A 26,481-nucleotide genomic window follows, 5' to 3' on the forward strand; every position below is an offset into this window, starting at 1 on the left:
TTGTCGACCTGGCTGGAGACGGCCTTGTCGGCGACTGCCGCGGCCAGGGAGGCGGGGTCTGCCGCCGCGCGGGGGGCGCCGGTGCCTTGCTGGGCCGGGGGGACGCCGGGTGGGGCGGCGCTCGCGGGTGAGGGCTGCAGCGTCAGGGTCGCGGCTGTGGCCAGGCCGGCGACCGCCGCGAGTAAGGCTGTGCGTTTCACGCTGTGGTGCTCCTTTCGGCGGGCTCCCTCGGGCCGTTGCCGCCTTTGGGCGGGTGTGGGCCACCACACGGTCAGGGGTCTCCTGGGTCGTGGGGTGTGAGGGAAATGTGGGGGGTGATAAAGGGTGACGGGAGAGCAAGCGGACCGTTTCGCCTTGTTGCCGCCAGACGCTAAGCGTTTGCTGACGGCTCGAAAATACGTATGTTCATCGGTAGGCATACCGACATTTCCGTTACGGCTGGTCACACCTCCGCACGTGCGGCGAGTACTCACGGTGTTGGACAATCGGACACGTGCAGTTCGGCATCCTGGGCCCGTTGGAGGTACGGCCGACCGGCGGCGACCCGATCGCCGTGGGCGGTCCCCGACCGCGTGCCCTGCTCGCCCTGCTGCTGCTGGAGGCCGGTCGTACGGTCGCCGTCGACCGGCTCATCGACGCCCAGTACGGCGAGAGCCCACCGGCGGGCGCGGCCAACGCCGTACAGGCGCAGATCTCCCGGCTGAGGCGCAACCTGCCCGACGGCCTGATCGAGTTCCACGGCGCGGGCTACCGGCTGGCGGTCCCGCCCGAGGACGTCGACGCCCACCGGTTCGAGCGGCTGGCCCGCGAGGGCCGGCGGCTGCTCGTGGCCGGCCGGCACGCGGCGGCGGCGGCCACGCTCGGTGAGTGCCTGGACCTGTGGCGCGGCCCGGCGCTCGCGGACGTGCGCGAGGCGGCGTACGCGCCCGGACAGGCCGACCGGCTGGAGGAGCTGCGCCTGGCCGCCCGCGAGGACCTGTACGAGGCCGACCTCCACCTGCCCGAGGCCGAGCCCGCGGCGGGGCTGCGCGAGCTGGTCGCCGCCCACCCGCTGCGGGAACGCCCGCGCGCGCTGCTGATGCGCGCCCTGCACGCGGCCGGGCGGCAGGCCGAGGCGCTGGCGGTCTACGACGAGGCGCGGCGGCTGCTCGCCGACGAGCTGGGGGCCGACCCCTCGCCCGAGTTGTCGGCACTGCACCTGGCGATCCTGCGGGGCGAGGAGCGGCGCGCGCACGCCACGCGGTCCGCGCCGCCGCCCCAGCTCACCACGTTCGTGGGCCGCGAGGAGGAGCTGGCCCGGCTGGCCGCGCTGCGCGAGGCGCGGCTGGTCACGATCACCGGGCCGGGCGGCACCGGCAAGACCCGCCTGGCCGTCGAGGCCGCCACCCGCGACGGGGGCACGCAGGTGTGCTTCGCGGACCTGTCACCGGCCGGCACGGAGGAGCAGGTGCCGCTGCTGGTGCTGGCCGCGCTCGGGCTGCGCGAGTCGGCGCTCGGCCCGTCCGTCCCCGGCCTGCCCGACTACACCGAACGGCTGGTCGCCGCCCTGGCCGAGCAGGACCTGCTGCTCGTCCTGGACAACTGCGAGCACGTCGTCGCCGAGGCCGCCACGCTGGCCCGCCGCCTCCTGGCCGGCTGTCCCGGCGTGCGTGTCCTGGCCACCAGCAGGGAGCCGCTGGGCATCACCGGCGAGCACCTGGTCCCGCTCCCGCCGCTCGCCACCCCGCCGCCGGGCACCGCCGCCGGCGACGCGCTCGCCTACCCGGCGGTCAGGCTGTTCGCCGATCGGGCCGCCGCCGTACGGCCGGGGCTGGAGCTCGACCTCGACGCGACGCTGAGCATCTGCGCGGCGCTCGACGGCCTGCCGCTGGCCATCGAGCTGGCCGCGGCCCGGGTGCGCACGTTCGCCGTCGCGGAGATCGCCGCGCGGCTGGCCGATCACGGCCGGTTCCGGCTGCTGTCGCGCGGCGACCGTACGGCGGCCGCCCGGCACCGGACGCTGCACGCGGTGGTGGAGTGGAGCTGGGACCTGCTGGACGCCGAGGAGCAGGTGCTGGCCAGGCGGTTCTCGGTGTTCGCGGGCGGCGCGCGCCTGGAGGCGGTCGAGCGGGTGTGCGGCGAGGACAGCGCGGTGCTCCTGGCCGACCTGGTGGACAAGTCGCTGGTCGAGACCGCCGGAGACCGCTACCGGATGCTCGACACCATCCGGCTGTTCTGCGCCGAGCGGCTGGCCGAGGCCGGCGAGGAGGAGCGGATGCGCGCCGCGCACGCCGCCTGGCACCTTGAGCACGCCCAGCGCGCCGAACCCCACCTCTACCGCGCCGAGCAACTCGAATGGCTGGCCCGCCTCGGGGCCGAGGACGCCGATCTCCAGGCCGCGCTGCGCTGGGACGTCGAGCACGACCCGCCGGCGGCGCTGCGGCTGATCTCCGCCCTGGCCATGTACTGGTACCTGAGCGGGCGCAGGGGTCAGGCCGTCCAGCCCGCCAGGCGGCTGCTCGACGCGATCGGCCACGAGCCGCCGCCGGACCTGACCGACGAGTACCTGCTCGCCGTCCTGCACGCCGTCCCCGGGACCGAGTCACCGCACTGGAGGCGGGCCGTCGAGATCACGACGGAGCCGGACCGGCCGGTACGGCACCCGTTCGCCGCCGCGCTGTGGGGCATGACGGCGGGCCCGCCCGAGCGGAGCGCGGACCGGCCGCGGCGACGCGAGCTCGGCGGCGACCCGTGGAGCCGGACGCTCGGCCGGCTCAGCGAGGCGCTGCTCGAGCTGCTGGACGGCGGGATCGTGACGGCCGAGCGGGAGCTGGAGATCGTGCTGGCGGAGTTCGGCGCGCTGGGCGAACGCTGGGGGAAGGCGCAGGGGCTCGACTGGCTGGCGGTGATCGCGGGCTGGCGCGGCGAGTGGGCGCGGGCGATGGAGTTGTGGGCGGAGGCGCTGGGACTGCTCGACGAGCTCGGGGCACTGGACGAGCTGGTGGACGTGCTGTTCCGGCGGGCCGACGCCCGGCTGCGCGCGGGCGACACGGCGGCGGCCAGGGCCGACTTCCTGCGCGCCCGCGAGCTGGCCCGCGAGCTGGGCCGTCCGGAGCTGACGGCGGCCGTGCTCGTACGGCTGGGTGACCTGGCCAGGATCGAGGGGGATCTCGGCGAGGCCGGCGAGCGGCTGCGGGACGCGCTGGCCGTCACCACCCAGGGCGCCCCGGCGGCCGGGGGCACGGGGGCGCAGCTGTCCACGGCGCTGGGCCGGCTGGCCCAGGCCAGGGGCGAGGCGGCCGAGGCCGCGGCCCTGCACCGGGATGCGGTGGCCGCCGTGCTGCACTCGCCGGTCAGCAGCGACCTCGCCGACGCCGTCGAGGGCCTGGCCGGGGCCGCCCTGCTCGACGACCCGCCGGAACGGGCGGCGCTGCTGCTCGGCATCGGGGTGGCGCTGCGCGGCATGGCGGTGACCGGCGACCGGGACGTCGCCGCGACGGCCGCCGCCGCCACGGCCGCGCTCGGCCCGGAGCGCTTCGCCGCCCTGTACGCCCGCGGCGCCGCGATGACCAGGGACGAGGCCCAGTCCACGCTCCTCACCTGACGGGCGTCCCGGGGACTGTCAGCCGGTCGTCGCCGGGTTGTCAGCGCTCCCGGCGAGGCTTGCCGGCATGAGAAGCACCCTGAAGAACAGCAACGTCCTCATCTCCGGCGCCAGCATCGGCGGCCCCGCGCTGGCCTACTGGCTCGCCCGCCACGGCTGCAACGTCACCGTCGTCGAGAAGGCGCCGGCCCTGCGCGAGGGCGGCCAGGCGGTGGACTTCAAGGGCGAGACCCACCACACGGTCCTGACCCGGATGGGCATCCTGGACGACGTGCGCCGCCTCCAGACCGGCGGCGCCGACCAGCAGTTCGTGGACGCCTCCGGCCGTACGCTCGCGGTCATGCCCGGCGAGTTCAGCGGCGGCGACATCGAGATCCGCCGCGGCGACCTGGCCCGGCTGCTGTACGAGCGCACCGCCTCCTCCTGCGAGTACGTCTTCGGCGACTCCATCACCTCGCTCACCGAGACCCCGGGCGGCGTGCACGTCACCTTCGAACGTTCGGCGCCCCGCACGTTCGACCTGGTCGTGGGCGCGGACGGGATCCACTCCAACGTCCGCAGGCTCGCCATCGGCCCCGAGTCCGACTGCGTGGACTTCCTCGGCCACTACTACGCGCTGGTGGAGCTGGACGCCGACTTCGGCCCCGACGGCCGGATCTACAACGAGCCCGGCAGGATGGTCGCGGTCGGCGGGCCGAAGGCGCCGGCGTTCTTCGTGTTCGCCTCCCCGCAGCTCGACTACGACCGCTACGACGTCGAGCAGCAGAAGGCGATCCTGACGCGGGCGTACGCCGGGATGGGCTGGCGCACGCCGCAGGTCCTCGACGCGGTGCGCGGCGCCAAGGACGTCTACCTCGACTCGATCAGCAGGGTGAGCATCGACCGGTACGCCCAGGGCCGAGTGGCGCTGCTGGGCGACGCGGCGTACGGCAACACGCTGGGCGGCTTCGGCACCGGGCTGGCGGTGGTGGGCGCGTACGTGCTGGCGGGCGAACTGGCCGCGGCGGGCGGCGACCACCGCGTGGCCTTCGCCGAGTACGAGCGCCAGATGCGCGGCTACGCCAAGGTCGCGAAGAGCGGCAACGCGGGCCCTTTCCTGGCTCCCAGCACCCCCGCCCGGATCCGCATGCGCAACTGGACCTTCAAGTTCGGCTTCCTGCTCAGCCTGATGTTGAAGCTGACCGACAGGTTCGCCACGGACATCAAGCTCAAGAACTACTGAACGGTCACCCGGCCCACACCCGCGTCGAGGCGGATCCGGGGCGGGCCGTCCACCAGGGGGATGTCGTCCCCGTCGCCGAGCCGCCAGTCCTGGACGGGCACCAGACCGGGCCCGATCAGCTCGAACCCCTCGAACAACCGCAACACCTCGCCATGGGGGCGGAACGCGCCCTGGGCGGGCGTGCCGGCCGTGGAGAGGGTGAGCTGGGCGATGGCCTCGGGAGAGCTCTCGGCCATCGCGTGGGAGAGCACCAGATGGCTGCCGGGCACCATGTGCTTCCTGAACGCGGCCACGATGCCGTGCGGGTCCTCGGCGTCCATGACGAAGTGCAGCACGCCGACCATCAGCACGCAGACCGGCTGCTCGAAGTCGATCAGGCCGGTCACGTGCGGGTCGGCGAGGATGTCGGCGGGCTTGCGCAGGTCGGCCTGGATGCTGGCGACGCCCGGCTGGTCGGCGAGCATCACCTGGGCGTGCAGGCGCACCACCGGGTCGTGGTCCACGTAGATCACCCGGCAGGCGGGGCTCACCCGGCGGACGGTCTTGTGGATGCTGGGCGAGGTGGGGATGCCGGTGCCGAGGTCGATGAACTGGCGCACGCCCTGGCGGGCGACGTGGCGCACCGCCTCGATCTGGAAACGACGGTTGGCCCTGGCGACGGCGCGGGCCTCGGGCGCTACGGCCAGCAGCTTCTCGGCGACCGCGCGATCGACGGCGACGTTGTCCTTGCCGCCGAGCAAGTAGTCGTACACCCGGGCGGAACTTGGGACATTTGGGTCTACTCCGGGAGGAACACGTTCTAGCTCAGACATGGCAACCCATTTCCTCGCCTACCGCTGTTCGCTGGTCATACTACTCGGTAACTTCCGGCGCGACCGGGAAGTTCCGGCGGTCCGACACAACAGAACGCGTTCTACTTCGCCGCGTAGCCGCATGAGCGGGGGTCTTCGAACTCGGGATCGAGCTCGATCCTGCTCAGGATGGTCGCGTCGTCGCGGACCTCGGCCCACTGGTTGGAGAACCCGGTGAGCTGGAGCACGAGGTTGGCCTCGCCGCGGTCGTGCACCCCCTCGGCCCCCCCGCGTCATCCAGCCCACCAGCGCGGCGCCCACCCCGGCGGCCAGCCACGGCTGCTCCCGTCCCCGGTTCAGTACGCGCCCGGCCGCGCCGGCGGTCTCCGGCCCGGCGGTCTCGGAGTGCGCGGCGGGCAACGTCTGAAATGTCATGGCACAAGAGGATGCATCAGGCCGGGAGCGGCGTCATCCGCCGGGCGGGGCGAAGCGGCCCAGCAGCGTGGCCGCCTCGGCGAAGCCGGCCACCACGTCGGCGGCCGTACGCCGCTCGCGCACCATCCCGACGGCCTCGCCCGCGTAGACGCAGGCGGTGTCGAAGTCGCCGTCGCGGCGGGCGGCGGCGATCAGCTCCGCGGCCTCCTCGTCGGCGGCCAGTTCCGCCTCGCGGCCGGCCCAGCGGTCGAAGAAGGTGTTGCGCAGCGCCCGGCCGCCGTACTCCGCGGGCCAGTCCAGGCGCTGGGCCACGTCGAAGACGCGGCCGTAGGCGGTGTCGGTCTCCGTCGCGGCCAGCACGCGGGCCGCCGCGGGGCCGGACAGCGCCGTCTCCGCGCACCCCATGAACGCCGTGCCGACCCACGCCCCCTCGGCCCCCGCCGCCAGCACGGCGGCCAGCCCGCGCGCGGTCGCGATGCCGCCCGCCGCCAGCACCGGGATCCGCACCGCGTCGAGCACGCTCTGGAGCAGCGGCAGCGTGCCCACCTCGGCGCGCCCGTGGCCGCCCGCCTCCGACCCGCGCGCGACGACCGCGTCCACGCCGGCCTGCTCGGCCGCGCGGGCCTCGTCCGTGGTGCCCGCCTGCGTGACGACCGTGACGCCGGCCTGCCGCAACTCCTCCACGTACCTCTGGTACGGCCCGAAGCTCACGGAGACCAGCGGCGGCCGGGCCGCGAGCACGGCCTCGAACTGGCCGGGATTGCCGGGCAGCGCCCAGGCCATGAGCCCGATCCCGTACGGCCGCCCGCCACGCGCGGCGACGGCGGCCTCGGCCTCGATCCAGGAGGCGGGGGTGGCCGAGGAGACCCCGATCATGCCGAGCGCGCCGGCCGCGGAGACGGCGGCGGCCAGCCGGCCCGCGCTCACTCCCGCCATGGGGGCACTCACCAGGGGCACCGTCAGCCCGAACCGCTCGGTCAGCCACGTACGCACGCCGCTCCCCTTCCGCCTCACCCGCTACGGCCAGTCTCGCACCACGACGTCCAAGAGCGTGGCGCGAGGGGGACAACGCAGGATCCGTACGAAAGTAGGGCCGGTTGACCGATGCGCCGGAGGCGGGTGCTTGTGCATCCTGGTGGGGACGGGTCCGGCGCGTGGCCTGTTGTGAACCTCGAAGGGAGTCACCAGCACATGGACAGCGCTGCAGCCCGCCCGACCGTGGTCCTGGACAACGGGGTCGTCGGCCGGATCATGCTGGCCCACCGGTCACGGCGCGATCTGGTGCTCGTGCTCGGCATGGACGGCACCCTGCTGAGCTGCGACCTCGACGGCATCGCCTGCGTGGTCGGCGGCAAGCCGCTGTGCCGCGACGGCTGACCTCCGCGCGGGAGGCGGGTGGTCAGGACCGGGCCACCAGGGCGGCCAGCTCGCCGACGGCGGTGAAGTCGTTGGTGAGCCGGTTCTTGGTGAGGGCGACGGCGGTGCCGGACGCGGTGTCGGCCCACGCGTAGCTGCCGCCCGCCCCGCCGACGCCGAACGCCGTCGCGCTCTCCTGCGGCGAGGCCCCGGGCAGCCCGATCGTGAAGCCGAGGCCCCATGTCGAGGGCATGCCGAAGACCTCGTCCGGGCCGCTGAAGGCCACCGCGGTCGCCTCACGCAGCCGTTCCGGGGAGATCAGCCGGACGCCGTCCACCTCGCCGAGCAGGGCCGCGTACATGCGGGCGATCGCCCTGGCCGAGGTCTTGCCGCCGGCCGGGATGTCGGCGGTCAGGTAGTCGGGCCGGCTGCCGAGCGCGGCGGTCGGCATCAGCTCCATCGGGCCGGCCTTGAACATCGGCAGGTCGGCCGGCATGTCGCCGAACGCCGACGGGTCCATGGGCACGTCCTCCAGCGTGGCCAGGCGGTGCTGCTCCTCCTGGGGCATGCCGAAGTAGAGCTCGCGGGCCACGCCCAGCGGGCCGGAGACCTCCTCCAGCAACACCTGCGAGATGCGCTTGCCGGTGGCCCTGCGGACGATCTCGCCGACCAGGAAGCCGAAGGTGTAGGCGTGGTAGCCCATCTTCGTGCCCGGCTCCCACCACAACTCGGCGTTCTCCAGCGCGGCGACCATCTTGTCCCAGTCGCAGACGTCCTCGGGCGTGGTGTCGAGCGGCACCCCGGGCACGCCGGCCGTGTGGCTCAGCACGTGGCGGACGGTCACGCCCTCCTTGCCGTTCCTCGCGAACTCCGGCCACAGCTCGGCGACGGGGGTGTCGTAGCCGTACAGGCCGCGCTCGGCCAGCAGGTGGGCGACGGCCGAGGTCGCGCCCTTGCCGATGGAGAAGTTGTAGAACGGCGTGTCGGAGGTGACCGGCCGGCCGGTCGCCGGGTCGGCCACGCCCGCCACCACATCCACGATCTGGACGCCGTCCCGGTAGACGGCCACCTGGAGCCCGCGCTCGGCGCCCGACTCGACGAGCCGGTCGGCGTTCTCCTGCACCTGCTTCTGAAGGTCACTCATGTCGAAACTCCTGCCCGGTTCTGGAACTGGACGGTACAGTACTCAGATCAGTACGGAACTGTCCAGTACTGTGGGAACAAGTGATCGAAAAGGTGGCGCCAATGGCGGCGGAAGAGGACGGGCGTACCGCACGCAAGCGCAGGCAGATCCTGGACGCGGCGCACGCGGTGTTCCTGCGCAACGGCTACGTGGGCGCCAGCATGGACGAGGTGGCCGCGATCGCCTCGGTCTCGAAGCAGACCGTCTACAAACACTTCAGTGACAAGGAACAACTCTTCACCACGATCATCCTCGACACGACCGACCAGATCGCGGGCCTGGCCAAGCTCGTCACCGCGTCCCTGGAGGACGGCCATGACCTGGACGAGGGCCTGCGCAAGCTCGCCCGCGCGTTCCTCGGCGCGATCATGCAGCCCGACGTGCTGCGGCTGCGGCGGCTGATCATCGCCGAGGCCGACCGTTTCCCCGACCTCGGCCGCACCTGGTACCAGCAGGGGTTCGAGCGGTCGCTCCAGACCCTGGCCACGGCCTTCGGGCGCCTGGCCGGGCACGGCCTGCGGCCCATGGACGACCCGCAGCTCGCCGCCGACCACTTCGTCGGGCTGCTGTTGTGGATCCCGGTGAACAAGGTCATGTTCTCGGGCGGCGGCGACCACTACACCGAGGCCGACCTCGGCCGGATCGCCGACACCGCGGCCGAGGCGTTCCTGCGGGCCTACGGCGGCTAACCGGCCAGATACTGCTTGAGCCCGGCGGCCAGCGAACCGGCCATGCGCTCGCGGAACTCGCCGTCGGACATCTTGGCGGCGTCCCCTGGGTTGGCCATGTTGCCGCACTCGATGAACACCGCCGGGCGGGTGGACAGGTTGAGCCCGCCCAGGTCGGTGCGGGTCTGCAGGCCCTGCTCGCCGACATAGGTGGCGTACGGCATGCCGGTGCCGTCGCGGAAGGCGTTCCGGACGGCCACGCCCAGCTTCCTGGACGGCTTGATGATCGCGTCGTTGTGACCGGGCACCAGCCCCGGCAGGATCACATGGAAGCCCCGGCCGCTCGGTGCCGCGCCGTCGGCGTGGATGGACAGGACGGCGTCCGCCCGCGCCTTGTTGCCGATGGCCGCCCGCACGTCGATGCAGGGGCCGACGCCGGTGTCGTCCGGCCTGGTCAGCACCACCTTGGCGCCCATGCCTTCGAGTATCGGCTTCAGGCGGCGCGCGACGTCCCAGGTGAAGGCGTGCTCCGGGTAGCCGGCGGCGGTCCGGGTGCCGGCGGTGTTGCAGGGCTTGCGCCCGGTGATGATGTCGACCGGGCGGCTGATCTCCTTGGGGTGGGAGGCGTTGCCCCCGTTGTGCCCCGGGTCGAGTACGACGATCTTCCCGGCCAGCGCGCGCGTCCCCTGCGACGGCGACAGGGAGGTCACGACCACCCCCTGGGTGGCCCGTACGCCGCCGCCGCCGCAGGCCGCCGACAACACGGCCAGGGCGGTCAGCGTCACGGGGACGACCAGGTGAACGCGCATGCGACCGACCGTAACCGGGACGGGCCCGGCGACCTCGCCACCCGCTCTGGCCTGCGAGAACAATGACCTGGATTTGGATCTCACCGGACGGGCGCCGCGCCGCCGGGCTCGGCTAGTCCCGGTCCCAGTCCGCGCCGGGCACCGGCGGCTCGTCCCGCTTGCGGATCAGGTACGGCGGCATGACCAGGGCGTGCAGGCCCGTCGAGAGCAGGGTGTCGATCGACTGCTCGGGCGTCTCGGTCAGCGGGTGGCCGGGGCCGTTGAGCGAGGTGTTGATCAGCGCCGGGGAGCCGGTGGTCTCGTGCCACCTGGTCAGCAGGGCGTGCAGGAACGGCGTGGCGGACTCCTCCACGGTCTGGAGCCTCGCCGTACCGTCCACGTGGGTCACGCCCGGCAGGCTCGAGCGGTGCTCGGGGCGCACGTCGGCGGAGTACTGCATGAACGGGGCCGGGCGGTCGATGTCGAACAGGCGCCCGGCGTGCTCGGCCAGCACCAGCGGGGCCAGCGGGCGGAACCACTCGCGGCCCTTGACCTCGAAGTTGACGTAGTCCTGCATGTCCGGCCTGGCCGGGTCGGCGATGATGCTGCGGTTGCCGAGCGCGCGCGGGCCCGACTCGCTGCGGCCCTGGTGCAGGGCCACGACCCGGCCGCTCTCCAGCAGCGACACCATCGCGCCGACCAGGTCGTCCGGCTGCTCGGCCACCAGGCCGTCGGGCAGGCTGCGGACGGCGGCGGTGATCTCGTTCTCGTCCGGGTCGGGGCCGAGGAAGTCGTCGGTCCAGCGGAAGCCGCTCTCGACGCCGAGGCATTCGATCAGGCCGTAGAGTGCGCAGCCCACGGCGGTGCCGCCGGCGTGCGGGCTGGGCGGGATGAACACCTCGCGGAACGGCGACTCGCGGACGATCCTGCCGTTGGCCGAGCAGTTGAGCGCGGCGCCGCCGGCGAAGGCCAGCCGGTCGAGGCCGGTCTGCCCGTGCAGCCAGGCGACGACCTGGGCGAGGGCGTTCTCGTAGACGCGCTGGCCGGCCGCCGCCAGGTCGGCCGCGCGGGCGAAGCGCTCGCCGCCCGGCTCGTAGAGGTAGGCGTCCCGCTGGGCGAACGTCTCGATCCACTCCTCGGGGATGAACACCTCGTGCCCGCGTACGTCGAGGTCGGGCAGGCCGTACACGTACGGGTCGCCGAAGGGGGCCAGGCCCGTCACCCTGCCCTCGTTGCCCTCGCCCTCGGGCCACAGCAGTTTGGTCAGCAGCGCGTAGAAGCAGCCGAGTCCGGCCGGGCGGGCCCAGTCGCCGTCCCAGAGCTGCTTGGCCAGGCACTCGATCTCGCCGCCGCGTTCGCACCGGTAGAAGGAGGCGACCTCCACCATGTCGTCCCTGGTGCCCTTCGGCAGCCGTACCGGCTCGGTGAAGTCCCGTACCCGGCTGCCCTGGGCGTCGATCACCAGGCCCGCCGCCCGCTCGAACGGCGAGGGCGGGAACGCGCTGTAGACGTGGCTGAGATGGTGCGAGACCTGGACGACGCGGGCGCCCTCCTTGAGGCTCAGGGTCTCGCGCAGCTCTTCCTCGTAGGCGTCCTTGTGCTCCATCTCGGTGTCGGAGGAGTATCCCTCCACCACGAGGTCCACGGGCTCCTTGAGCAGCGGCATCTCGGGCAGGTACAGGTCCGGCAGGTCACCGAGACGACCCCAGTGGTGCTTGCGCCGGCTGATGCGTTCCTTCTGCAGGCTGTACATGCCCGACACACCCGCAGCGACGGCAACAGAACCATCCTGAGTACGATTTATACCGACAACGATGGGAACGTCCGCCATTTCTGGTGCCTCCTGCGCTGTGATCATCGGCACCAGTACCCGGGCTTCGGACAAGACCATCCCTCAACCGCGTAACGGACACGTCAGCGGCAGAGCGTGTCCGTCGCCGGACGCCGGCCGGTGACCAGGAACTCCGTCACCGTCCTGTCGCCGCAGGCGTTGCCGTTGGCGAGGTAGCTGCCGTGGCCGCCGGCGTCCACGCTGACCATCCGCGCCCGGTCGCCGAAGGCGGCCCGCAGCTTCAGCGCGCCGCTGTGCGGCGTGGAGGGGTCACGCAGGTTCTGCACCAGCAGCACGTTGGACGGCCCCTTGGCGGTCACCCGTACGGGCCGCTCAGCCGGCCGGTACGGCCAGAAGGCGCACGGCCCGAGGTTGACCGGCATGCCCGCCGTGAGCGGGTAGTCCACCCGGTTCCGGTCCACCAGCCGCTGGTGCCGGACCGTCGAGGCGGGCCACTCCACGTCGTTGCACATGGTGGCCCCGGCCACTGCGGCGGTGTTCTGCAGCGCGGCGGGCGGCGGCGAGGTGGGGGCGGGCAGCGTCGCGCCGGTCAGCGCGGCCTTCATCAGGGCGGCCAGCCCCGGGAATCCGGCGTCGGAGTAGAACGCGGTGAGCATGGTCTCGCGCAGCGTGTTGCCGTCGAGCCGGGCGGGGTTGGCGCCGGGCCAGGGCAGCGGCTCGCGGTCCAGGCGGGCGGCCAGGTCCAGCACGGTACGCCGGACCTCGGCCGGGTCGGCGCCGAGCCCGTACTCGGCGTCGCGGCCGGCGGCGAAGCGGGCGAAGTCGGGGAACCTGTCCTCGACGCCGACCGCGTAGTTGGCCAGCCATCCCCTGGCGACCTTGGTGGGGTCGGGGTCGTCGTTGCTGTCCAGGACGACCCGGTCGGTGTGCTCGGGGAACATCGTGGCGTACGCGGCTCCGGCGTAGGTGCCGTACGAGACGCCCCAGTAGGAGAGCTTCTGCTCGCCGAGCGCGCGCCTGATGGCGTCGATGTCCCTGGCCGCGTTGCGGGTGGTGATGTGGCGCAGCATTGGGCCGCCGTTGCGCGCGCACGCCTCGGCGAGCCGGTGCGACCAGGCCACGTTCTCGCTGATGTCGCCGTCGGCCGCCGGGTAGGGCTTGAGCTTGGTGAGAGTGGTGTCGGCGTCGGTGAGCCCGCAGGTGACGGGGGCGCTGCGGCCGACGCCGCGCGGGTCGAAGCCGACGATGTCGTAGCGGTCGAGCACCTCGGCGGGCAGGCGGCTCACCATGGTGCTGGGACGCGACAGGCCGGGGCTGCCGGGGCCGCCGGGGATGAGCAGCAGCACACCCCTGCGCAGGCCGGGCCGCGCGGTGCGGATCCGGGAGACGGCCATGGAGAACGTGTCACCCGCCGGGGCGGCGTGGTCGACCGGGACCTGGAGGGTCGCGCACTCCTGCCGGGCGTCCAGGCCGGACATCCCGGCGCAGGTCCCCCATTCCACGGTCGGGGTGGGGGCCGCGGTCGGGGCGGTCGGGGCGGGGGTGAAGGTGAGCAGGGCGGCGAGCGCGAGGGCGGAGTTCATGGCGACAAGCCTGCCGTCCGGAGCGATCACCCCACCATGGACGTGATCATCGATCGACCGTGATCTCCTCATGAACCGGACAGAACTTGTGGGCCCGGCGAGCGGTCAAACCCTGTATGACGAAGCACACATTCGCGGCGGTGACCCTCGCGGCGGGCCTCACGCTGGCCGGGATCGCCTCCCCCGCGCTCGCCGCCCCCTCGTTCGGCCCCTACGGGTACGGCGGGATCACGCTGGGCATGAGCGCCAAGGCCGCCCAGGCCACCGGGAAGATCGTTCGCAAGCCCGCCCCCGGCTCGGACGCCTGCTCCGGCTGGGACCTCAAGGCCCACAGGACGAGCCGCGACGCGGTCGGCCTGTACATCTCCAAGAACGTCGGCGTCGCGATGATCTTCGCGCCGAAGGGCGTCAGGACTCCGGAGGGCATCGGCGTCGGCTCGACGCAGGCCCAGCTCAAGCAGGCGTACGCGAAGAAGCTGCGCACGTCGGCGAGCGGCTACCCGTACGCCGACGTGCCGGGCAACCCGAAGGCGTACTACTACTTCCTGCTCCGCCACGGCAAGATCTACGAGATGGGCCTGGCCCTGGACAAGCAGGACTGCGCGAACTGACGACCCGACCGAAATGCCGTAAGTGATCTTCCTCGCTCGGCTCACGGCGGCGGGCGCGCACCGGGTCCGGGTACGGGCGCGGCAGCTCTGTCATCAGGCGATCATCGGCTGATGGGCCCTCGATCGGGCGGCACCGGCTTCTCCGCGAAGCCGGTGTTTTTTTATTTCCTGATAAATAGGGTCTAGCCCGGAGATGTGGTTCTTGGTAGAAATTGCCGCTGGCAGCTACGCGCTGCTTCCTGAACCGGTCATCCACCAATTCCTATAGTGAGCGGGCCGATTTTAACGTGCTTGCCGATGATTTCTTCTTCGTCTCCTGGGACGCGACGGGCTCGGGCAAGCCTCGCCTGCATGCCCCGGGCGTGGCGCTCGGCCTGGCCGGGGCGCTGATCGCGGAACTGGTGCTGGAGCAGCGGATCGCCGTGGAAGGGGTCCGGCTGCGGGTGGTCGACGGGCGCAGGGTCCAGGACGAGCTGGCCGGAAAAGTGCTGACCGAAATCGGTAATTCCCCGCAGCACACCGATGTGCGAACCTGGCTGGCGTACCTGGCACAACGCTCGGTCACCGAGGTGACCGGGCGGTTGATGGCGAACGGCCTGCTCGAACGCGAATCCCCGAGGCTGCTCAAGCGTAAACAATTCCGCTATTTCTCGACCGACTTCAGCCGGGCCATGTGGCCCTCCGCACGGCTGAGGCTGGCGCTGGTCAAGTGGCAGCCGCTGACCCCGTACGACATGGCCCTGGCCGCCCTGGCCGAGGCCTGCGACCTGACCGACATCGTCGTCGAGGACCCGGCCGACCGGCGCGGCGCCCACCAGTACCTGACCACGGTGCTGGCCGCGATGCCCCAGCCGCTGAGCGACCTGGGCCGCCAGGTGGGCGCGGCCGTCGGCGACGCGGTCCTGACCTACCGCACCTGAACCCCCCAGAAAGGAATCCGATGCCTTCCGCGAGATCCGGCACCGGGCCCGACCCCATCGCGGGTGCCCTGGCCGCCGACCGCCTCGGCGCGCCCTCGGTCGTCTACTTCGTCCTGTCTGCCGCCGCGCCACTCACCGTCGTCGCCGGCGTGATCACCACCGGGTACGCCGTCACCGAGATCACCGGGCTGCCGATCGCGTTCCTGGTCGTCGGCGCGGTGCTGGCGGTGTTCGCGGTCGGGTACGTGGCCATGGCCCGCCACATGGCCAACGCCGGGGCGTTCTACACCTACATCAGCCGCGGCCTCGGCCGTCCCGCGGGCATCGCGGCGGCGTGGGTGGCGCTGATCGCCTACAACGCCCTCCAGGTGGGCCTGTACGGCGCCTTCGGCACGGCGGCGACCCCACTGCTCGAACGGTGGTTCGGCGGCGCGCCGCCCTGGTGGGTGATCTCGCTGGTCGCCTGGGCGCTGGTGGGCGTGCTCGGCCTGATGCGGGTGGACGTCAACGGGCGACTGCTGGCCGTCCTGCTCACCGCCGAGGTGGCGGTCATCCTGCTGTTCGACGTGGCCGACCTGGCCAACCCGGCGCCGTCCGGGTTCTCCGCCGAGACGTTGTCGCCCGCGGCGCTGTTCGTGCCGGGGGTGGGGGCGCTGCTGGTCATCGCGACACTCGGGTTCGTCGGGTTCGAGTCCTCCGTGGTGTTCTCGGAGGAGAGCCGGGACCCGCGGCGTACCGTGCCGCTGGCCACGTACGCGTCGGTGGCGATCATCGCGGGGCTCTACTCCCTGTCGTCGTGGGCGATGACGGTCGCCACCGGTCCGGCGAACATCGTGGCCGCCGCACAACGCGACCAGGCCGAGACGATCTTCAACATCGCCGGCCAGCACCTCGGCGGGACGGTCGTGGACATCGCCCGGGTGCTCTTCGTCACGAGCGTGTTCGCCGCCATGATCTCCTTCCACAACACCACCGCCCGGTACTTCTTCGCCCTCGGACGCGAGCGGGTGCTGCCCGCCTTCTTCGGCCGTACCCGGCCGCGCAGCGGCGCGCCCCGCTCGGGCTCGATCGCGCAGACCGTGCTCGGGCTGGTCGTCATCGTGGTCTACGCGGTCCTGGGGCTCGACCCGCTGGTGCAGCTCTTCTTCTACGGTGGCTCGTTCGGCGGGTTCGGGGTGTTGCTGCTGGTGTTCGTGACCTCGGTCGCGATCGTCGTCTTCTTCGTCCGGCAGCCGAGCGGGGAGGCGCTCTCGCGGCGGATCCTGGCGCCCGTGCCCGCCGCGCTGGCGCTGGCGGTGATGGTGTGGCTGGCGCTGGACAACTTCTCGACGCTGCTCGGGGTGCCGGCGGGCGACCCGCTCGCGTGGATCCTGCCGGTCGTGTACGCGGTCGCGGCCCTGCTCGGCGTGGGCTGGGCGCTGGTCCTGCGCAGCGGGCAGCCGGGCGTGTACTCGCTGGTGGGCATGGGCGCCAAGGCCGCCGCCACGCCGGAGGCGGTCCGTTGACGCGGTCGCGGGAGGTCGTCGCGCGGGACGTGCGCCGGGCGTCCGCCGGGGACGCCGGCGCGGTCGCCGAACTCGTGGCGACCGCGTTCGCGCCGCTGCCCGCGGTGTCGTACCTGGTGCCCGAGCCGGCCGGGCGGCACGAGATCATGGTGGCCGACTTCCTGATCCTCGTCTCGCACGCCATCGAGCACGGCGAGGTCGACCTGGTCGGCGACGGGCGGGCAGTCGCGGTCTGGTTGCCGCACACCGCCGAGGCGCCGCCGCCCGAGCCGCCCGACTACGACCGCCGCCTCGCCGCCGCCACCGGCCGGTGGGCCGACCGGTTCCGGCTGCTGGACGAGCTGTTCGAACGCCACCACCCGGAGCCGCCGTACCACCACCTGGCGCTCCTGGCCGTGCACCCGGACGATCAGGGCGCCGGCCTGGGCACGGCACTGCTGCGCCGCCACCACGCCCTGCTGGACGGCGCGCCCGCGTACCTGGAGGCCAGCAGCGCCCGCAGCCGCGACCTGTACGCCCGCCACGGCTACCGGGCCGAGGAGCCGTTCGCGCTGCCGAACGGCGCCCAGTTCTGGCCTATGTGGCGGCCCGGCGTCAGTCCGTGACCGGCGTCAGCTCGCGACGCACGGGCCGTCGCAGACGTCGGCGACCACGCCGGTCTTGAGGAACACCGACTTCTGGAGCTGGGCGGCCGGGGTCCTGCGGGGCTTCTCGTGGGGGTCCTCGCCCTGCGTGGGCGGTGTGTTGGTGAGCGGCGGCGCGGGGGCGCCGCTGTCCCACATCACCAGGGCCGAGCCCGGGTAGGCCCGGCCGCGGATCTCCGGGATGCCCCAGAACGGCACGGCGTCCGGGCTGCGTCCCGGGGCGAGGGCCGGGGTCAGCAGCCGGGCCCCGGCGGTACGGGCCTCGACCTCGGCGGTGACCGTGGCCACCTGGTGGTCGCCGAAGGCCACGTGCATGAGCACCCAGTGCCGCGGCGTGCCCGGGTAGGGCTGGTCGGTCAGGTGGGCGGCGTAGCCGCCGGCCTCGCCGCGGTCCCACAACATCTGCATGAGGGCCAGGATGAGCTGCTGGTCCAGCTTGTCGGGGTACGCGCGGTCGAGGGCGGCCTGGAAGGGGGCCGCGTCGGCGCTGCGGTTGAACAGCGTGCTGTAGTTCATGCCGGTCACGCCGAGCACGCCGCGCTCGATGTCCTTCGACAACGCGACCAGCGCGCCGCCCAGGATGCCGCCCTGGCTGTTGCCGTCGTACACGAGGCCCTTGCGGGTGTCGATCAGGGGACGGCCGCGGGCGGTGCGGAAGGCCGGGTGGGCGGCGAAGCCGTCGGGGGCGGTCATGGCGCGGCCCAGGAACATGAAGTTCAGGAATCCCTGGAGGGTGCGGTCGGGGATCGTGCCGAAGCGCGAGATGTCGGTGAAGACGGTGACGACGTGGGGGATGTCCTCGTCGGCCATGCCGATCCACTTGGTGGCGCAGAAGAGGAAGCCGTGCTCCTGGGCCATGGTCTTCACGTTCGAGGCGCCGACCTCCGAATGCCTGCCGAGCAGGCCGTGGCCGTACAGGGAGGGGCGGGCGGGGCGGTCGAAGGCGACGCGGGGGATCTCGCAGCGGAAGGGCGCGACCTGCTCGTTGCCGGGCAGGCGGGCGGGCAGGCCGTCGGGGCCGCGGTTGAGCGCCGAGCCGGGCGGGCCACCCGGCCGGTCGAGGTAGCTCGGCACGCGGACGGTGCCCTCGACCCGGCGGGCGATCTGGGCGTCCTGCTCAGGGGTGAGGTCGGTGACCGCCGTGACCTCGAACGCGGGCGCGTGGCCGCGCAGCGCGCGCAGGGCGTCGTCGCGCATGGCCAGCGCCGGACCGGCCAGGCTGCGGGCGCTGGCGACGGTGAAGTCCCAGGCCAGGTAGAGGCCGCTGGTGCCGACGCCGGCCCGGCGCAGCGCGGACAGCGTGGGCTGGAGGGCGCGGCGGCGGTCGTACAGGTCGTGGCCCGGGGGCAGGGGCGGGCCGACCACGGCGGCGAAGGCGGCGTTCGGCGGGATCGGGGCGCCGGCGGCGTCGCGCAGGTCACGCAGGGCGACGGCGTACCGGTGGCCCTCACGCAGGTTGCGGGCCGGACGGACGATCAGCGCCTGGCGGTCGGCGGGCGCGTTCGCGTCCAGCTCGGCCCAGTACGGCCAGCGCTCCCCCGTCGCGGTGTCCAGCAACACGATGGGCGCGTTCCGGTCCAGCGACCGGCCGATGTCGGTGATCGGCGCGGCCCCGGTCCTGGCCAGGTCGAGCCCCGGCACCCTGGCCAGCAACATCGAGCCGGGCGAGAAGCCGTCGTTCCTGTTCCACTCGCCGGGCGCGATCGGCACGCCCGCGGCGGAGACCGGCGTCGAACCGGCCGACAAGGCCACCCTGCGGCCCGTGGCGGTGCCCCGGTCGGCGACGGTGAACCAGTCGTTCGGGAACGGGAGCAGGCAGGCGGCCGGGTCGATGGGATCGCAGCCGGACGGTTCCGGGGCCGCCGACGCCGGTGACGCGGGTGGCGTCGTGAGCGTCGCGCAGGCCAGGGCGAGGACGGTGAGAAGACGGGGAAGGACGCGCACGGGCACCTCGGGAAGCTGATCGAGGCCGGGGGTTCGGGCCATGGTGGATCGTGCTCGCGCCGCCGTCAATGGCTTCACGGAATGCCGTTCAGATTTGTGAGGCGTCACAGATTTGACCGCGCGGATTTACCGCCGTGTCCAGTTCACAGAAGGACGAGCAGGGCTCATCGTCATGTCTGCGAATTCAAACGACATCGAACGACGCGAGCCACGTGGAGTGATGATGCGCCGTCGTACCTTCATCAGGACCGTCTCCGCGGCGGTCGCGTTCTCCGGGGCGATGTGGCACGATGCCGTCGCCTCCGCGGCGGGGGCGGGCGTGAGCCCGTACGGGCCGCTCGGCGCCCCGGACGTCAACGGCATGGCGCTGCCCGCCGGATTCACCAGCCGGGTGGTGGCCAGGTCGGGCCGGGTCGTCGGCGGCACGCTGTGGCACCCCGCTCCTGACGGCGGCGCGTGCTTCGCCGACGGCTCCGGCTGGATCTACGTGTCCAACTCCGAGGTGCCGCTCGTGGGCGGGACCTCGGCGATCAAGTTCAGGGCCGACGGCTCGATCGACCGGGCGTACCGGATCCTGAGCGGCACGAACCTCAACTGCGCGGGCGGCGCGACCCCGTGGGGCACCTGGCTGTCCTGCGAGGAGATCTTCCGCGGCAAGGTCTACGAGACCGACCCGTACGGCAACCGAGGGGCCCAGCAGCGCCCCGAGATGGGCAAGTTCAAGCACGAGGCGGCGGCCTGCGACCCCGACCACCGGGTGGTCTACCTGACCGAGGACGAGAGCGACGGCTGCTTCTACCGCTTCACCCCCACCACCTGGGGCGACCTGTCCAGTGGCCGGCTCGACGTGCTGTGCGGGCTCGGCGGCGACAACGTCGAGTGGCGGCCCGTGCCCGACGCGACGCCCGGCGTCTTCGACACGCAGACCCGCAACCAGGTCTCCGCGGCCCGCCGCTTCGGCGGCGGCGAGGGTTGCCACTACGCCGCCGGGATCTGCTACTTCACCGCGAAGGGCGACCGAAAGGTCTGGGCCTACGACACCGCCCGGCAGACGGTCACCGCCGTCTACGAGGGCGGCGGCACCCTCGACGGCGTCGACAACATCACCGGCCGCCCGTCCGGCGACCTGTACGTGGCCGAGGACGGCGGCAACATGGAGATCAACATCATCACGCCCGACCGCGTGGTCGCCCCCGTCATGCGCCTGGACGGCCAGGCCAAGTCGGAGATCACCGGGCCTGCGTTCTCCCCCGACGGCACCCGGCTCTACTTCTCCTCCCAGCGCGGCACCAGCGGCGAGACCGCCGGGACGGGCGGGATCACGTACGAGGTGACCGGGCCCTTCCGCCGCTGACCAGCACGGCTTCCGCACCCCCCATCCCTGCCGGAAGGAGTCCTCATGGTCCGACGGTTGCTCGTCCTGCTCTCCGCGACCGCCCTGGTACTCGGCGTCGCGGTCCCCGTCCACGCCGCCCGGAGCGAGGTGTACGTGGCGCTCGGCGACTCCGCGGCCTCCGGCCCCCTGGTGCCCAACCAGGTGGTGCCCGACCTCGGCTGCTGGCGTTCCGACCGCAACTACGCCCACCTGACCGCCCAGGCCATCGGCGCCGCCACGTTCAGGGACGTCACCTGCTCCGGCGCCAAGACCCGCGACATGTACAACTCCCAGGGCACCGACCTCGGCAGCGTGGCGCCCCAGCTCGACGCGCTCAGCTCGGACACGACCCTGGTCACGGTGCAGATCGGCGCCAACGACGTGGGCCTGACCGGCTTCATCGAGGACTGCCTGAACCTGCTGCCCCCGCCCGTCGGCGACGCCTGCAACGACGACTACGTCGTCGACGGCCAGGACTCCTGGCGGGTCAAGACCGACGCCCTGCGTCCCAAGCTGACCACGCTGGTGAACGACATCCGCGCCCGCTCCCCGCGTGCCCGGATCTTCGTGGTCGGCTACGCCACGTACGCGCCGCCGAACGGCTGCTACCCGACCGTCCCGATCATCAAGGCCGACGCCAACTACATCCGGGCCACGCTCCAGTACTTCAACCGGATGCTGGCCGAGCAGGCCGCCGCCGCCGGGGTGGCGTTCGTCGACCTGCAGACGCCGAGCGTGGGCCACGACCCGTGCAAGGCCCCGGGCGTGCGCTGGATCGAGCCGTACGTGCCGGCCTCGCCCGCGGCGCCGTTCCACCCCAACGGTCTCGGGATGCGGAACTTCGCGACCGTGGTGACCGCCGCGGTGTCCGGGGCTCTCTGAGCGGCGCCGGGACCCGGCTCACCTGCCGTGCTGGCGCCTGGCCGCGAGGGCCGCGCCGATGCGCTGGAGGTGGGCCGGGTCCACGGGGTCCAGGCCGGTCAGGCTGACGGCCCTGCGCAGGCGGTAGTCGACCGTGTTGGGGTGCACGTGCAGCAGTTCGGCCGTGCGCCGCCGGTCGAGGCCGTTGTCCAGGTAGACCGTGAGCGTCCTGAGCAGGTCGGGGTTGTCGAGCAGCGGGTCGAGCAGGCCGGCGAGCACGGCGGTGGCCTGGCTCGGCCGGGTGAGCTGGTACTCCAGCAGCACGTCGGCCAGCCGGTAGGCGCCGGGCGGCTGCTCGAAGACCCGTACCACCTCCAGGACCTCCTCGGCCAGCTTGACGGCCTCCGGAACACCGTCCGGCGGGGCGATCTCGGCCGCCGCCCACACGGGCACCCCGGCCGCCTTGCCCATCCCGGCGGCCGTCTCGCCGACCTCGTACCAGTCGGGGTCCTCGCCGGTGATCGGCACGAACACCAGGCCGCCCGTGGTGTCCAGCACCGACAACACCGGCTCGGCGGCGCCCCGCCGGAGCGCCGTCCTGATCCGGTGGAGCTTGCGGCGGCCCGCGATCGAGCCGCCCGGCTCGTCCCGCTCCTCGTCGGGATGCCGGCCGACCGCGAGCGCCAGCACCAGGTAGCGCGGCGCCAGCCGCACCCCGGCGAGCGCCTCCCGGTCGCCGCCGAGCAGCGCCGACACCGCGGCGTGCATCGCGTGCTGCTCGTGGCTGAGCATGCCCTCGCGCTCCTCCAGGTACGCCGTGCACACGGCGGCCGTCACCGACTCGGTGTAGAGGAGGATGAGCCGGTTGGCCGCCAGCACGTCCTCGAAGTCGGCGGGCGTGGCCGTGGCGAACAGGTGCTCCCACACCTTGCGCGCGCCCAGGTGGTAGGCGGCCAGCAGGGCCTCCAGCGGCACGCCCTCCTGGGCGCGGCGGGCCGCCGACGAGCGCAGCGGCGCCAGCTCGGCCCTGGTGGGCGGGCGGCGGTCGCGGAACATGCGGGCGATCAGGCGCAGGTTGTGCTCGGTGATGCCGGTGATCTCGCCGTCGAGCTCCTCCTTCGGCAGCCGCCGGTAGAGGGGGATCTCCTCGGCGAAGCCGCGTACGAGCTGCCTGGCCAGCTTGGCGGTCTGGCGTTCGAGCAACTCGTGCGCGACACACCCGGCCAGGGTGAGGGCACGGACCACGTTCCGAACCCTTCCAGAACATCCGTCTTCAGTGAAGGCCCCGCCGACGCGCGGCGGGGCCTTGGCTGATCCGGTCGCCGGTCAGGTCACTGCCTGGTCAGCTTGAGCTGGACCGTGTAGGAGTAGTCCGTCTCGTCGTGGCCCTGGACGAGGCTCATCTCGGTCGTGTCCGCGCCGACGGCCAAGCCCGCGCAGACCGAGCCGTGGGCGGTGGCCTTGCCCAGGCTGTCGCCCTGGCCGACGGCCGGCGGGGTTACCTCGCGCAGGTCGAACTTGACGTCCCCGCTGCCCACGAGCAGCGTGGAGGGGAACTCGAAGTCGGCCGGGTCGCCGTCGCCGCCGGTCTTCATCGAGAAGTAGTTCGCGTTGAACTTGGGGAACAGGTTGCCGTCGACCAGGAAGCGGAGCTCGTCCTTGCCGTCGCGTTCCGCCACGTTGTTGGCGTCGAGGTCGTACAGGGTGACGACACACGAGGCGGTCGTGGCGGCGGCGGGGCCGGCGGCCAGGGCCACCGGAGCAACGACGCCGGCGGCCAGGGCGAACGTGGTGATCAGTCGGTGAGCGTGCATGCTGTCGTGTCCTTCGGTCCGCGTACGCTTCGCGGCTGTCGCGAAGCTCGGCATCAGAGTGCGGAGGGCATCGTGAGCACATCGTGAGAGCTCAGGTCAGTGGCGCGGGACACGCCCTTTCTGTGGCTTTTGACACAGCCGGTCCGGGTTCGCGCGCCTACTGTCGTCGGGCATGGGAGACTCGCTGACCCTGCTCCTGCTGGGGCCGCCCGACCTGGCCGTCGGGGGCGCGCCGGTGGGCATCCGTTCGGCCAAGTCCAAGGCCCTGCTCTGCTATCTCGCCACCACGACCGGGCCGCGCCCGCGCTCGGAGCTGGCCGCGCTGCTGTGGGGGGAGCGTCCCGACGCCAACGCGCGCGGCAGCCTGCGGCTGGCCCTGTCGGAGCTGCGCAGGGAGGTCGGCGGGTGGCTCGACATCGGCCGCGAGCACGTGTGCTTCCGCGGCGGCGACGGCTGTTTCGTGGACCACCGGCAGCTCGTCGGCGGCTCGACGGTCGCGCAGGCGCTGCGGTTGTGGCGCGGGGAGTTCCTGGACGGCGTCTGCATCGGCGACGCCCCCGCCTTCGCGGGCTGGCTGGAGGACGAGCGCCGGCGGGTGCGCACGCTGCTGCGCGAGCTGCTGGTGGAGGCCGGGGCCGACGGTTCCGCGCAGGTGGTGCGGCTGGCGCGGATCGTGGCCGGGCTGGACCCGTTCGACGAGGAGGCGCACCGGCTGCTGATGACGTCCCTGGCCAGGGCGGGGAACCGGGCGGCGGCGCTGGCCTGCTACGACGGCCTGCGCCGCCGGTTGGCCGCCGAGCTGGGCGTCGCGCCTGCGCCGGAGACGCAGGCCGTCCGTCGCGATCTGGTCCCGTACGCGGTCGCGCCTTCGCGGCTCTCTCTGCCCGTTCCGGGCTCCGAGCTGGTCGGACGTGAGGAAGAGGTGCGGCGGGTGCGGGAGCTGACGGCGCGGCGGCGGCTGGTGACGCTGGTCGGGCCCGGCGGGGTCGGCAAGACCAGGCTGGCCGTCGCCGCCGCCGCTGAGGAGCGGGAGGTGGCGTTCGTCTCGTTCGTGGGCGTACGTCCAGAGGCGGCCGTCACGACGCTGGCCCGCCGCCTCGGTGTGGACCTCTCGCCCCCGCGTCCCGCCCTCGACCTCCTGCTGTCCGCGCTCGTCGGCCGCCGGCTCCTCCTCGTGCTGGACAACCTGGAACACCTTCCCGGCTTCGACCCGGTCGTCGGCGAGATCCTGCGGGCGGCCCCCCGCGTACGGGTCCTGGCGACCAGCAGGCGGCGTCCGGACCTGCCCGGCCAGGTGGCCGTCGAGGTGGCGGGGTTGCCTGGGCCGGCCGCCGAGGCGCTGTTCGCGGCCAGGGCGATCAGGGCGCAGCCGTCGTTCGACCCCGATGGGGAGGCCGCCCTGGTGGCCGCGATCTGCGCCGCCACCTGCGGTTTCCCGCTGGCCATCGAGCTGGCGGCCGGGTTGCTGCGCGCCGTGCCGTGCGCCGAGCTGGCCCGGCGGCTGGGCGTGGACCTGGGGCTCCTGTCCGCCGCGGGCCCCGCCGTACGGCCGCGGCACGCGTGCATGGGCACGGTCTTCGAGACGTCCTGGAGCCTGCTCGGGCCGCCGGAGCGGGCGGCGCTGGCCGCGTTGTCGGTGTTCGGGGGCGGCTGCACGCTGGCCCACGCCCTGGAGGTCACCGGTACGACCCCGCAGGTCCTGGTCCGCCTGGTCGACCACAGCATGCTCCACCTCACCCCGTCCGGCCGGTACGCGGTCCACCCGCTCGTCCAGCAGTTCGCCGCCGCCCGCCTGGCCGAGGACCCGGCGGCCCAGGAGGCGGCGCGGAGCCGGCACGCGGCCTGCTTCGCCCGCCTGCTCGACCGGCACGCCACCGCCCTCCAGGACGCGGCCGACACCGAGGCTCCCCGGGTGCTCGGCGCCGACCTGGACAACATCAGGACGGCCTCGGCCTGCTCGGACGACCCCGCCTTCCTCGACCGCTACTGGACGTTGTGCCTGCGGTTACGCCTGTACGAGGAGTCGGCGGCCATCGTGCGCCACCGGCTGGACGAGACCGTCCACGTGCCGTACCTGCGGGCGCGGTGGCTCCGGATGGCGGGGGTCAGCGCGTACCAGCTGGCCAGGGAAGGGGAGGCGGCCCGCCTGGCCAGGGCGGCGCTGGACGCCCTCGGCGAGCCGCTGCCCGCCCGTCCCCTCGCCTGCGCGCCGGCCGCCGCCGCCCGGCAGGTCGTCCACCGGCTCAGGCCGCCCCGGCGGACGGACGCGGCGGGCCCCGAGGCCGCCGAGGCGCTCTCACTGCTGGCCCGGCTCGCCTACCACCAGCAGGACCTGCCCACGATGCTGGCGGCCTCGCTGCGCCAGCTCAACGCCGCAGAACGCGCGGCCGACCCCGCGCTGCGGGCCGAGGCGTACGCGAACTTCGCCACGATCGCGCGGATCGCCGGGCGCGGCCGCCTCGCCGGACGCTACGGCGAGCTGGCCGACCGGGCCCTCGCCGCCGTCCCGCACCCGACGGAGGCGGCGAACCGGGCCCGGCTGGCACGCGGGCTGGACCAGCTCCACTCGGGCGCGTTCGGGGCGGCCCGGCGCTCGTTCGCCGAGGGCCGGGCACGGACGCTGGACCCGAGGATGGCGGAGAACTGCGCGGGCATGCTGGCCGAGACCGCGCTCTGGCAGGGGGAGTTCGCCGAGGCGGTGGCGCTGTTCGCGGAGACCGAGGAGCTGTCGGTCAGGCGGGTGGGCGGCGACGACATCGGCCGCCACTGGTGCCTGGCGGGCCGCGCCGAGGCGCTGCTGCGGCTCGACGGCGTGCCCGCCGAGCGGATCGGGGAGGCGGTGACGGCCGCCCGCGCGTCCACGGACCGCAGGCGGGCGCTCGCGGACCGGCTCGGGCTCCGCGACGGCCCGGTCCTGCGCACGATCCAGGAGATGCGCCTCCTGACCGCCTCCGCCCGCCTCACCCTCCGTCCCGCCCTGGAGGTACGGGGAGCCTCCCTCGTGGAGGTGCGGGGAGCGCTGGTCAGGGTGCTCGCGCTGGCGGACGGCCTGCCCTCGGCCCAGCCCGGCATGCTGGAGTGCTGGTCCGGCCTGGCGGAGCTGCTGTGGCACGTACGCGACCACGTGGACCGCGCGACCGCCCGCCGCCTCCACGCCTTCCTGACCGCCTACCTGGGCCGCAACCCCGGCGCCGCCGCCAGGATCGGATGGGCCCGCGCCCTGACGCTGGCCGCCGCGGGCAGGAGGGGAGCCGCCGTACGGGCCGCCGGGCAGGCGATGACGGCCGCCGCCCGCCTGGCCTCGCCCTATGACCGGCGAAGGGCGGCGGATCTGCTCCGGCGCCTGGACCGGGCGTGAAAGTTTCACCGTCTTCGAGCGCCGATGCCATGCACCCGTTGACGGGGC

22 protein-coding genes are annotated in these 26,481 nt (G+C 73.3%); 11 read left to right on the forward strand and 11 right to left on the reverse strand.

The genetic code is table 11. From position 1 onward, the window contains the following. Window positions 1-200 (reverse strand): hypothetical protein (locus IEZ27_RS37555; protein ID WP_229824571.1); only part of this gene is annotated, 200 nt, incomplete at its 3' end. Window positions 201-493: 293 nt separating this feature from the next. Between IEZ27_RS37555 and IEZ27_RS37560 the strand changes: the two genes are divergently transcribed. Together IEZ27_RS37560 and IEZ27_RS37565 are read left to right on the forward strand one after the other, a co-directional pair. After that, window positions 494-3,583: a BTAD domain-containing putative transcriptional regulator gene (locus IEZ27_RS37560; protein ID WP_189651630.1), complete on the forward strand. Its 3,090-nt coding sequence runs from the start codon at window positions 494-496 to the stop codon at window positions 3,581-3,583. A gap of 67 nt (window positions 3,584-3,650) precedes the next feature. Continuing rightward, a complete protein-coding gene (locus IEZ27_RS37565) occupies window positions 3,651-4,805 on the forward strand; it encodes an FAD-dependent monooxygenase (protein WP_229824710.1) in 1,155 nt (384 codons plus the stop codon). On the opposite strand, the gene IEZ27_RS37570 is transcribed toward IEZ27_RS37565, so the two are convergent. The 3 genes from IEZ27_RS37570 to IEZ27_RS37580 form a co-directional block, all read right to left on the reverse strand. Further along, complete coding sequence (locus tag IEZ27_RS37570; RefSeq protein WP_189651631.1) at window positions 4,799-5,617, reverse strand: SAM-dependent methyltransferase; 819 nt, start codon at window positions 5,615-5,617, stop codon at window positions 4,799-4,801. The genes IEZ27_RS37565 and IEZ27_RS37570 overlap by 7 nt on opposite strands. A 101-nt stretch (window positions 5,618-5,718) precedes the next feature. Next, window positions 5,719-5,871 carry a hypothetical protein gene (locus tag IEZ27_RS37575; RefSeq protein WP_189651632.1) on the reverse strand — a complete coding sequence of 51 codons (153 nt, stop codon included), beginning with the start codon at window positions 5,869-5,871 and terminating at the stop codon, window positions 5,719-5,721. A 193-nt stretch (window positions 5,872-6,064) separates the two neighbouring features. After that, window positions 6,065-7,024 carry an NAD(P)H-dependent flavin oxidoreductase gene (locus IEZ27_RS37580; protein WP_189651633.1) on the reverse strand — a complete coding sequence of 320 codons (960 nt, stop codon included), beginning with the start codon at window positions 7,022-7,024 and terminating at the stop codon, window positions 6,065-6,067. Window positions 7,025-7,222: 198 nt separating this feature from the next. Between IEZ27_RS37580 and IEZ27_RS37585 the strand changes: the two genes are divergently transcribed. Continuing rightward, entirely contained in the window at window positions 7,223-7,408 is a 186-nt protein-coding gene (locus IEZ27_RS37585) for a hypothetical protein (RefSeq protein WP_125641270.1), read from the forward strand. Window positions 7,409-7,430: 22 nt separating this feature from the next. On the opposite strand, the gene IEZ27_RS37590 is transcribed toward IEZ27_RS37585, so the two are convergent. Then, on the reverse strand, window positions 7,431-8,531 hold the full coding sequence (locus IEZ27_RS37590; RefSeq protein ID WP_189651634.1) for a serine hydrolase domain-containing protein: 1,101 nt from the start codon (window positions 8,529-8,531) through the stop codon (window positions 7,431-7,433). Between the two features lie 101 nt (window positions 8,532-8,632). Here IEZ27_RS37590 and IEZ27_RS37595 point away from each other — a divergent pair, with 101 nt between their 5' ends. After that, window positions 8,633-9,259 (forward strand): TetR/AcrR family transcriptional regulator, encoded by a 627-nt coding sequence (locus tag IEZ27_RS37595; RefSeq protein ID WP_189651635.1) that lies wholly within the window; start codon window positions 8,633-8,635, stop codon window positions 9,257-9,259. On the opposite strand, the gene IEZ27_RS37600 is transcribed toward IEZ27_RS37595, so the two are convergent. The 3 genes from IEZ27_RS37600 to IEZ27_RS37610 all read right to left on the reverse strand — a co-directional run bounded on the left by IEZ27_RS37600 (window position 9,256) and on the right by IEZ27_RS37610 (window position 13,401). Further along, window positions 9,256-10,047 carry an N-acetylmuramoyl-L-alanine amidase gene (locus tag IEZ27_RS37600; protein ID WP_189651636.1) on the reverse strand — a complete coding sequence of 264 codons (792 nt, stop codon included), beginning with the start codon at window positions 10,045-10,047 and terminating at the stop codon, window positions 9,256-9,258. The genes IEZ27_RS37595 and IEZ27_RS37600 overlap by 4 nt on opposite strands. A gap of 112 nt (window positions 10,048-10,159) precedes the next feature. Beyond that, window positions 10,160-11,779, reverse strand: a complete 1,620-nt coding sequence (locus IEZ27_RS37605; protein WP_229824712.1) for a carbamoyltransferase C-terminal domain-containing protein — start codon at window positions 11,777-11,779, stop codon at window positions 10,160-10,162. A 161-nt stretch (window positions 11,780-11,940) separates the two neighbouring features. After that, a complete protein-coding gene (locus IEZ27_RS37610; protein WP_189651638.1) occupies window positions 11,941-13,401 on the reverse strand; it encodes an alpha/beta hydrolase in 1,461 nt (486 codons plus the stop codon). A gap of 116 nt (window positions 13,402-13,517) precedes the next feature. On the opposite strand from IEZ27_RS37610, the gene IEZ27_RS37615 reads away from it, so the two are divergent. The 4 genes from IEZ27_RS37615 to IEZ27_RS37630 all read left to right on the forward strand — a co-directional run bounded on the left by IEZ27_RS37615 (window position 13,518) and on the right by IEZ27_RS37630 (window position 17,042). Further along, window positions 13,518-14,012, forward strand: coding sequence for a hypothetical protein (locus IEZ27_RS37615; protein ID WP_189651639.1), 495 nt, complete (start codon window positions 13,518-13,520; stop codon window positions 14,010-14,012). Between the two features lie 287 nt (window positions 14,013-14,299). Beyond that, complete coding sequence (locus tag IEZ27_RS37620) at window positions 14,300-14,932, forward strand: GOLPH3/VPS74 family protein (protein WP_185844999.1); 633 nt, start codon at window positions 14,300-14,302, stop codon at window positions 14,930-14,932. Window positions 14,933-14,952: 20 nt separating this feature from the next. After that, the gene (locus tag IEZ27_RS37625) at window positions 14,953-16,437 is read left to right on the forward strand and encodes an APC family permease (protein WP_189651640.1); all 1,485 of its coding nucleotides are present in this window, start codon (window positions 14,953-14,955) and stop codon (window positions 16,435-16,437) included. Next, complete coding sequence (locus IEZ27_RS37630; protein ID WP_229824713.1) at window positions 16,434-17,042, forward strand: GNAT family N-acetyltransferase; 609 nt, start codon at window positions 16,434-16,436, stop codon at window positions 17,040-17,042. The genes IEZ27_RS37625 and IEZ27_RS37630 overlap by 4 nt, the downstream gene beginning before the upstream one ends. A gap of 6 nt (window positions 17,043-17,048) precedes the next feature. On the opposite strand, the gene IEZ27_RS37635 is transcribed toward IEZ27_RS37630, so the two are convergent. Then, the gene (locus IEZ27_RS37635) at window positions 17,049-19,067 is read right to left on the reverse strand and encodes a hypothetical protein (RefSeq protein ID WP_189651641.1); all 2,019 of its coding nucleotides are present in this window, start codon (window positions 19,065-19,067) and stop codon (window positions 17,049-17,051) included. A 181-nt stretch (window positions 19,068-19,248) separates the two neighbouring features. Here IEZ27_RS37635 and IEZ27_RS37640 point away from each other — a divergent pair, with 181 nt between their 5' ends. Together IEZ27_RS37640 and IEZ27_RS37645 are read left to right on the forward strand one after the other, a co-directional pair. After that, window positions 19,249-20,379: an alkaline phosphatase PhoX gene (locus IEZ27_RS37640; protein WP_189651642.1), complete on the forward strand. Its 1,131-nt coding sequence runs from the start codon at window positions 19,249-19,251 to the stop codon at window positions 20,377-20,379. Between the two features lie 45 nt (window positions 20,380-20,424). Continuing rightward, window positions 20,425-21,282 (forward strand): SGNH/GDSL hydrolase family protein, encoded by an 858-nt coding sequence (locus tag IEZ27_RS37645; protein ID WP_189651643.1) that lies wholly within the window; start codon window positions 20,425-20,427, stop codon window positions 21,280-21,282. An 18-nt stretch (window positions 21,283-21,300) separates the two neighbouring features. On the opposite strand, the gene IEZ27_RS37650 is transcribed toward IEZ27_RS37645, so the two are convergent. Then, complete coding sequence (locus tag IEZ27_RS37650; protein WP_189651644.1) at window positions 21,301-22,506, reverse strand: PucR family transcriptional regulator; 1,206 nt, start codon at window positions 22,504-22,506, stop codon at window positions 21,301-21,303. Between the two features lie 86 nt (window positions 22,507-22,592). Next, the gene (locus IEZ27_RS37655; RefSeq protein WP_189651645.1) at window positions 22,593-23,075 is read right to left on the reverse strand and encodes a hypothetical protein; all 483 of its coding nucleotides are present in this window, start codon (window positions 23,073-23,075) and stop codon (window positions 22,593-22,595) included. A gap of 172 nt (window positions 23,076-23,247) precedes the next feature. Between IEZ27_RS37655 and IEZ27_RS37660 the strand changes: the two genes are divergently transcribed. Next, entirely contained in the window at window positions 23,248-26,433 is a 3,186-nt protein-coding gene (locus IEZ27_RS37660) for an AfsR/SARP family transcriptional regulator (RefSeq protein WP_189651646.1), read from the forward strand. Window positions 26,434-26,481: the final 48 nt, after the last annotated feature.

This window comes from Nonomuraea spiralis (assembly GCF_014648435.1).
Taxonomy (GTDB): Bacteria; Actinomycetota; Actinomycetes; order Streptosporangiales; family Streptosporangiaceae; genus Nonomuraea; species Nonomuraea spiralis.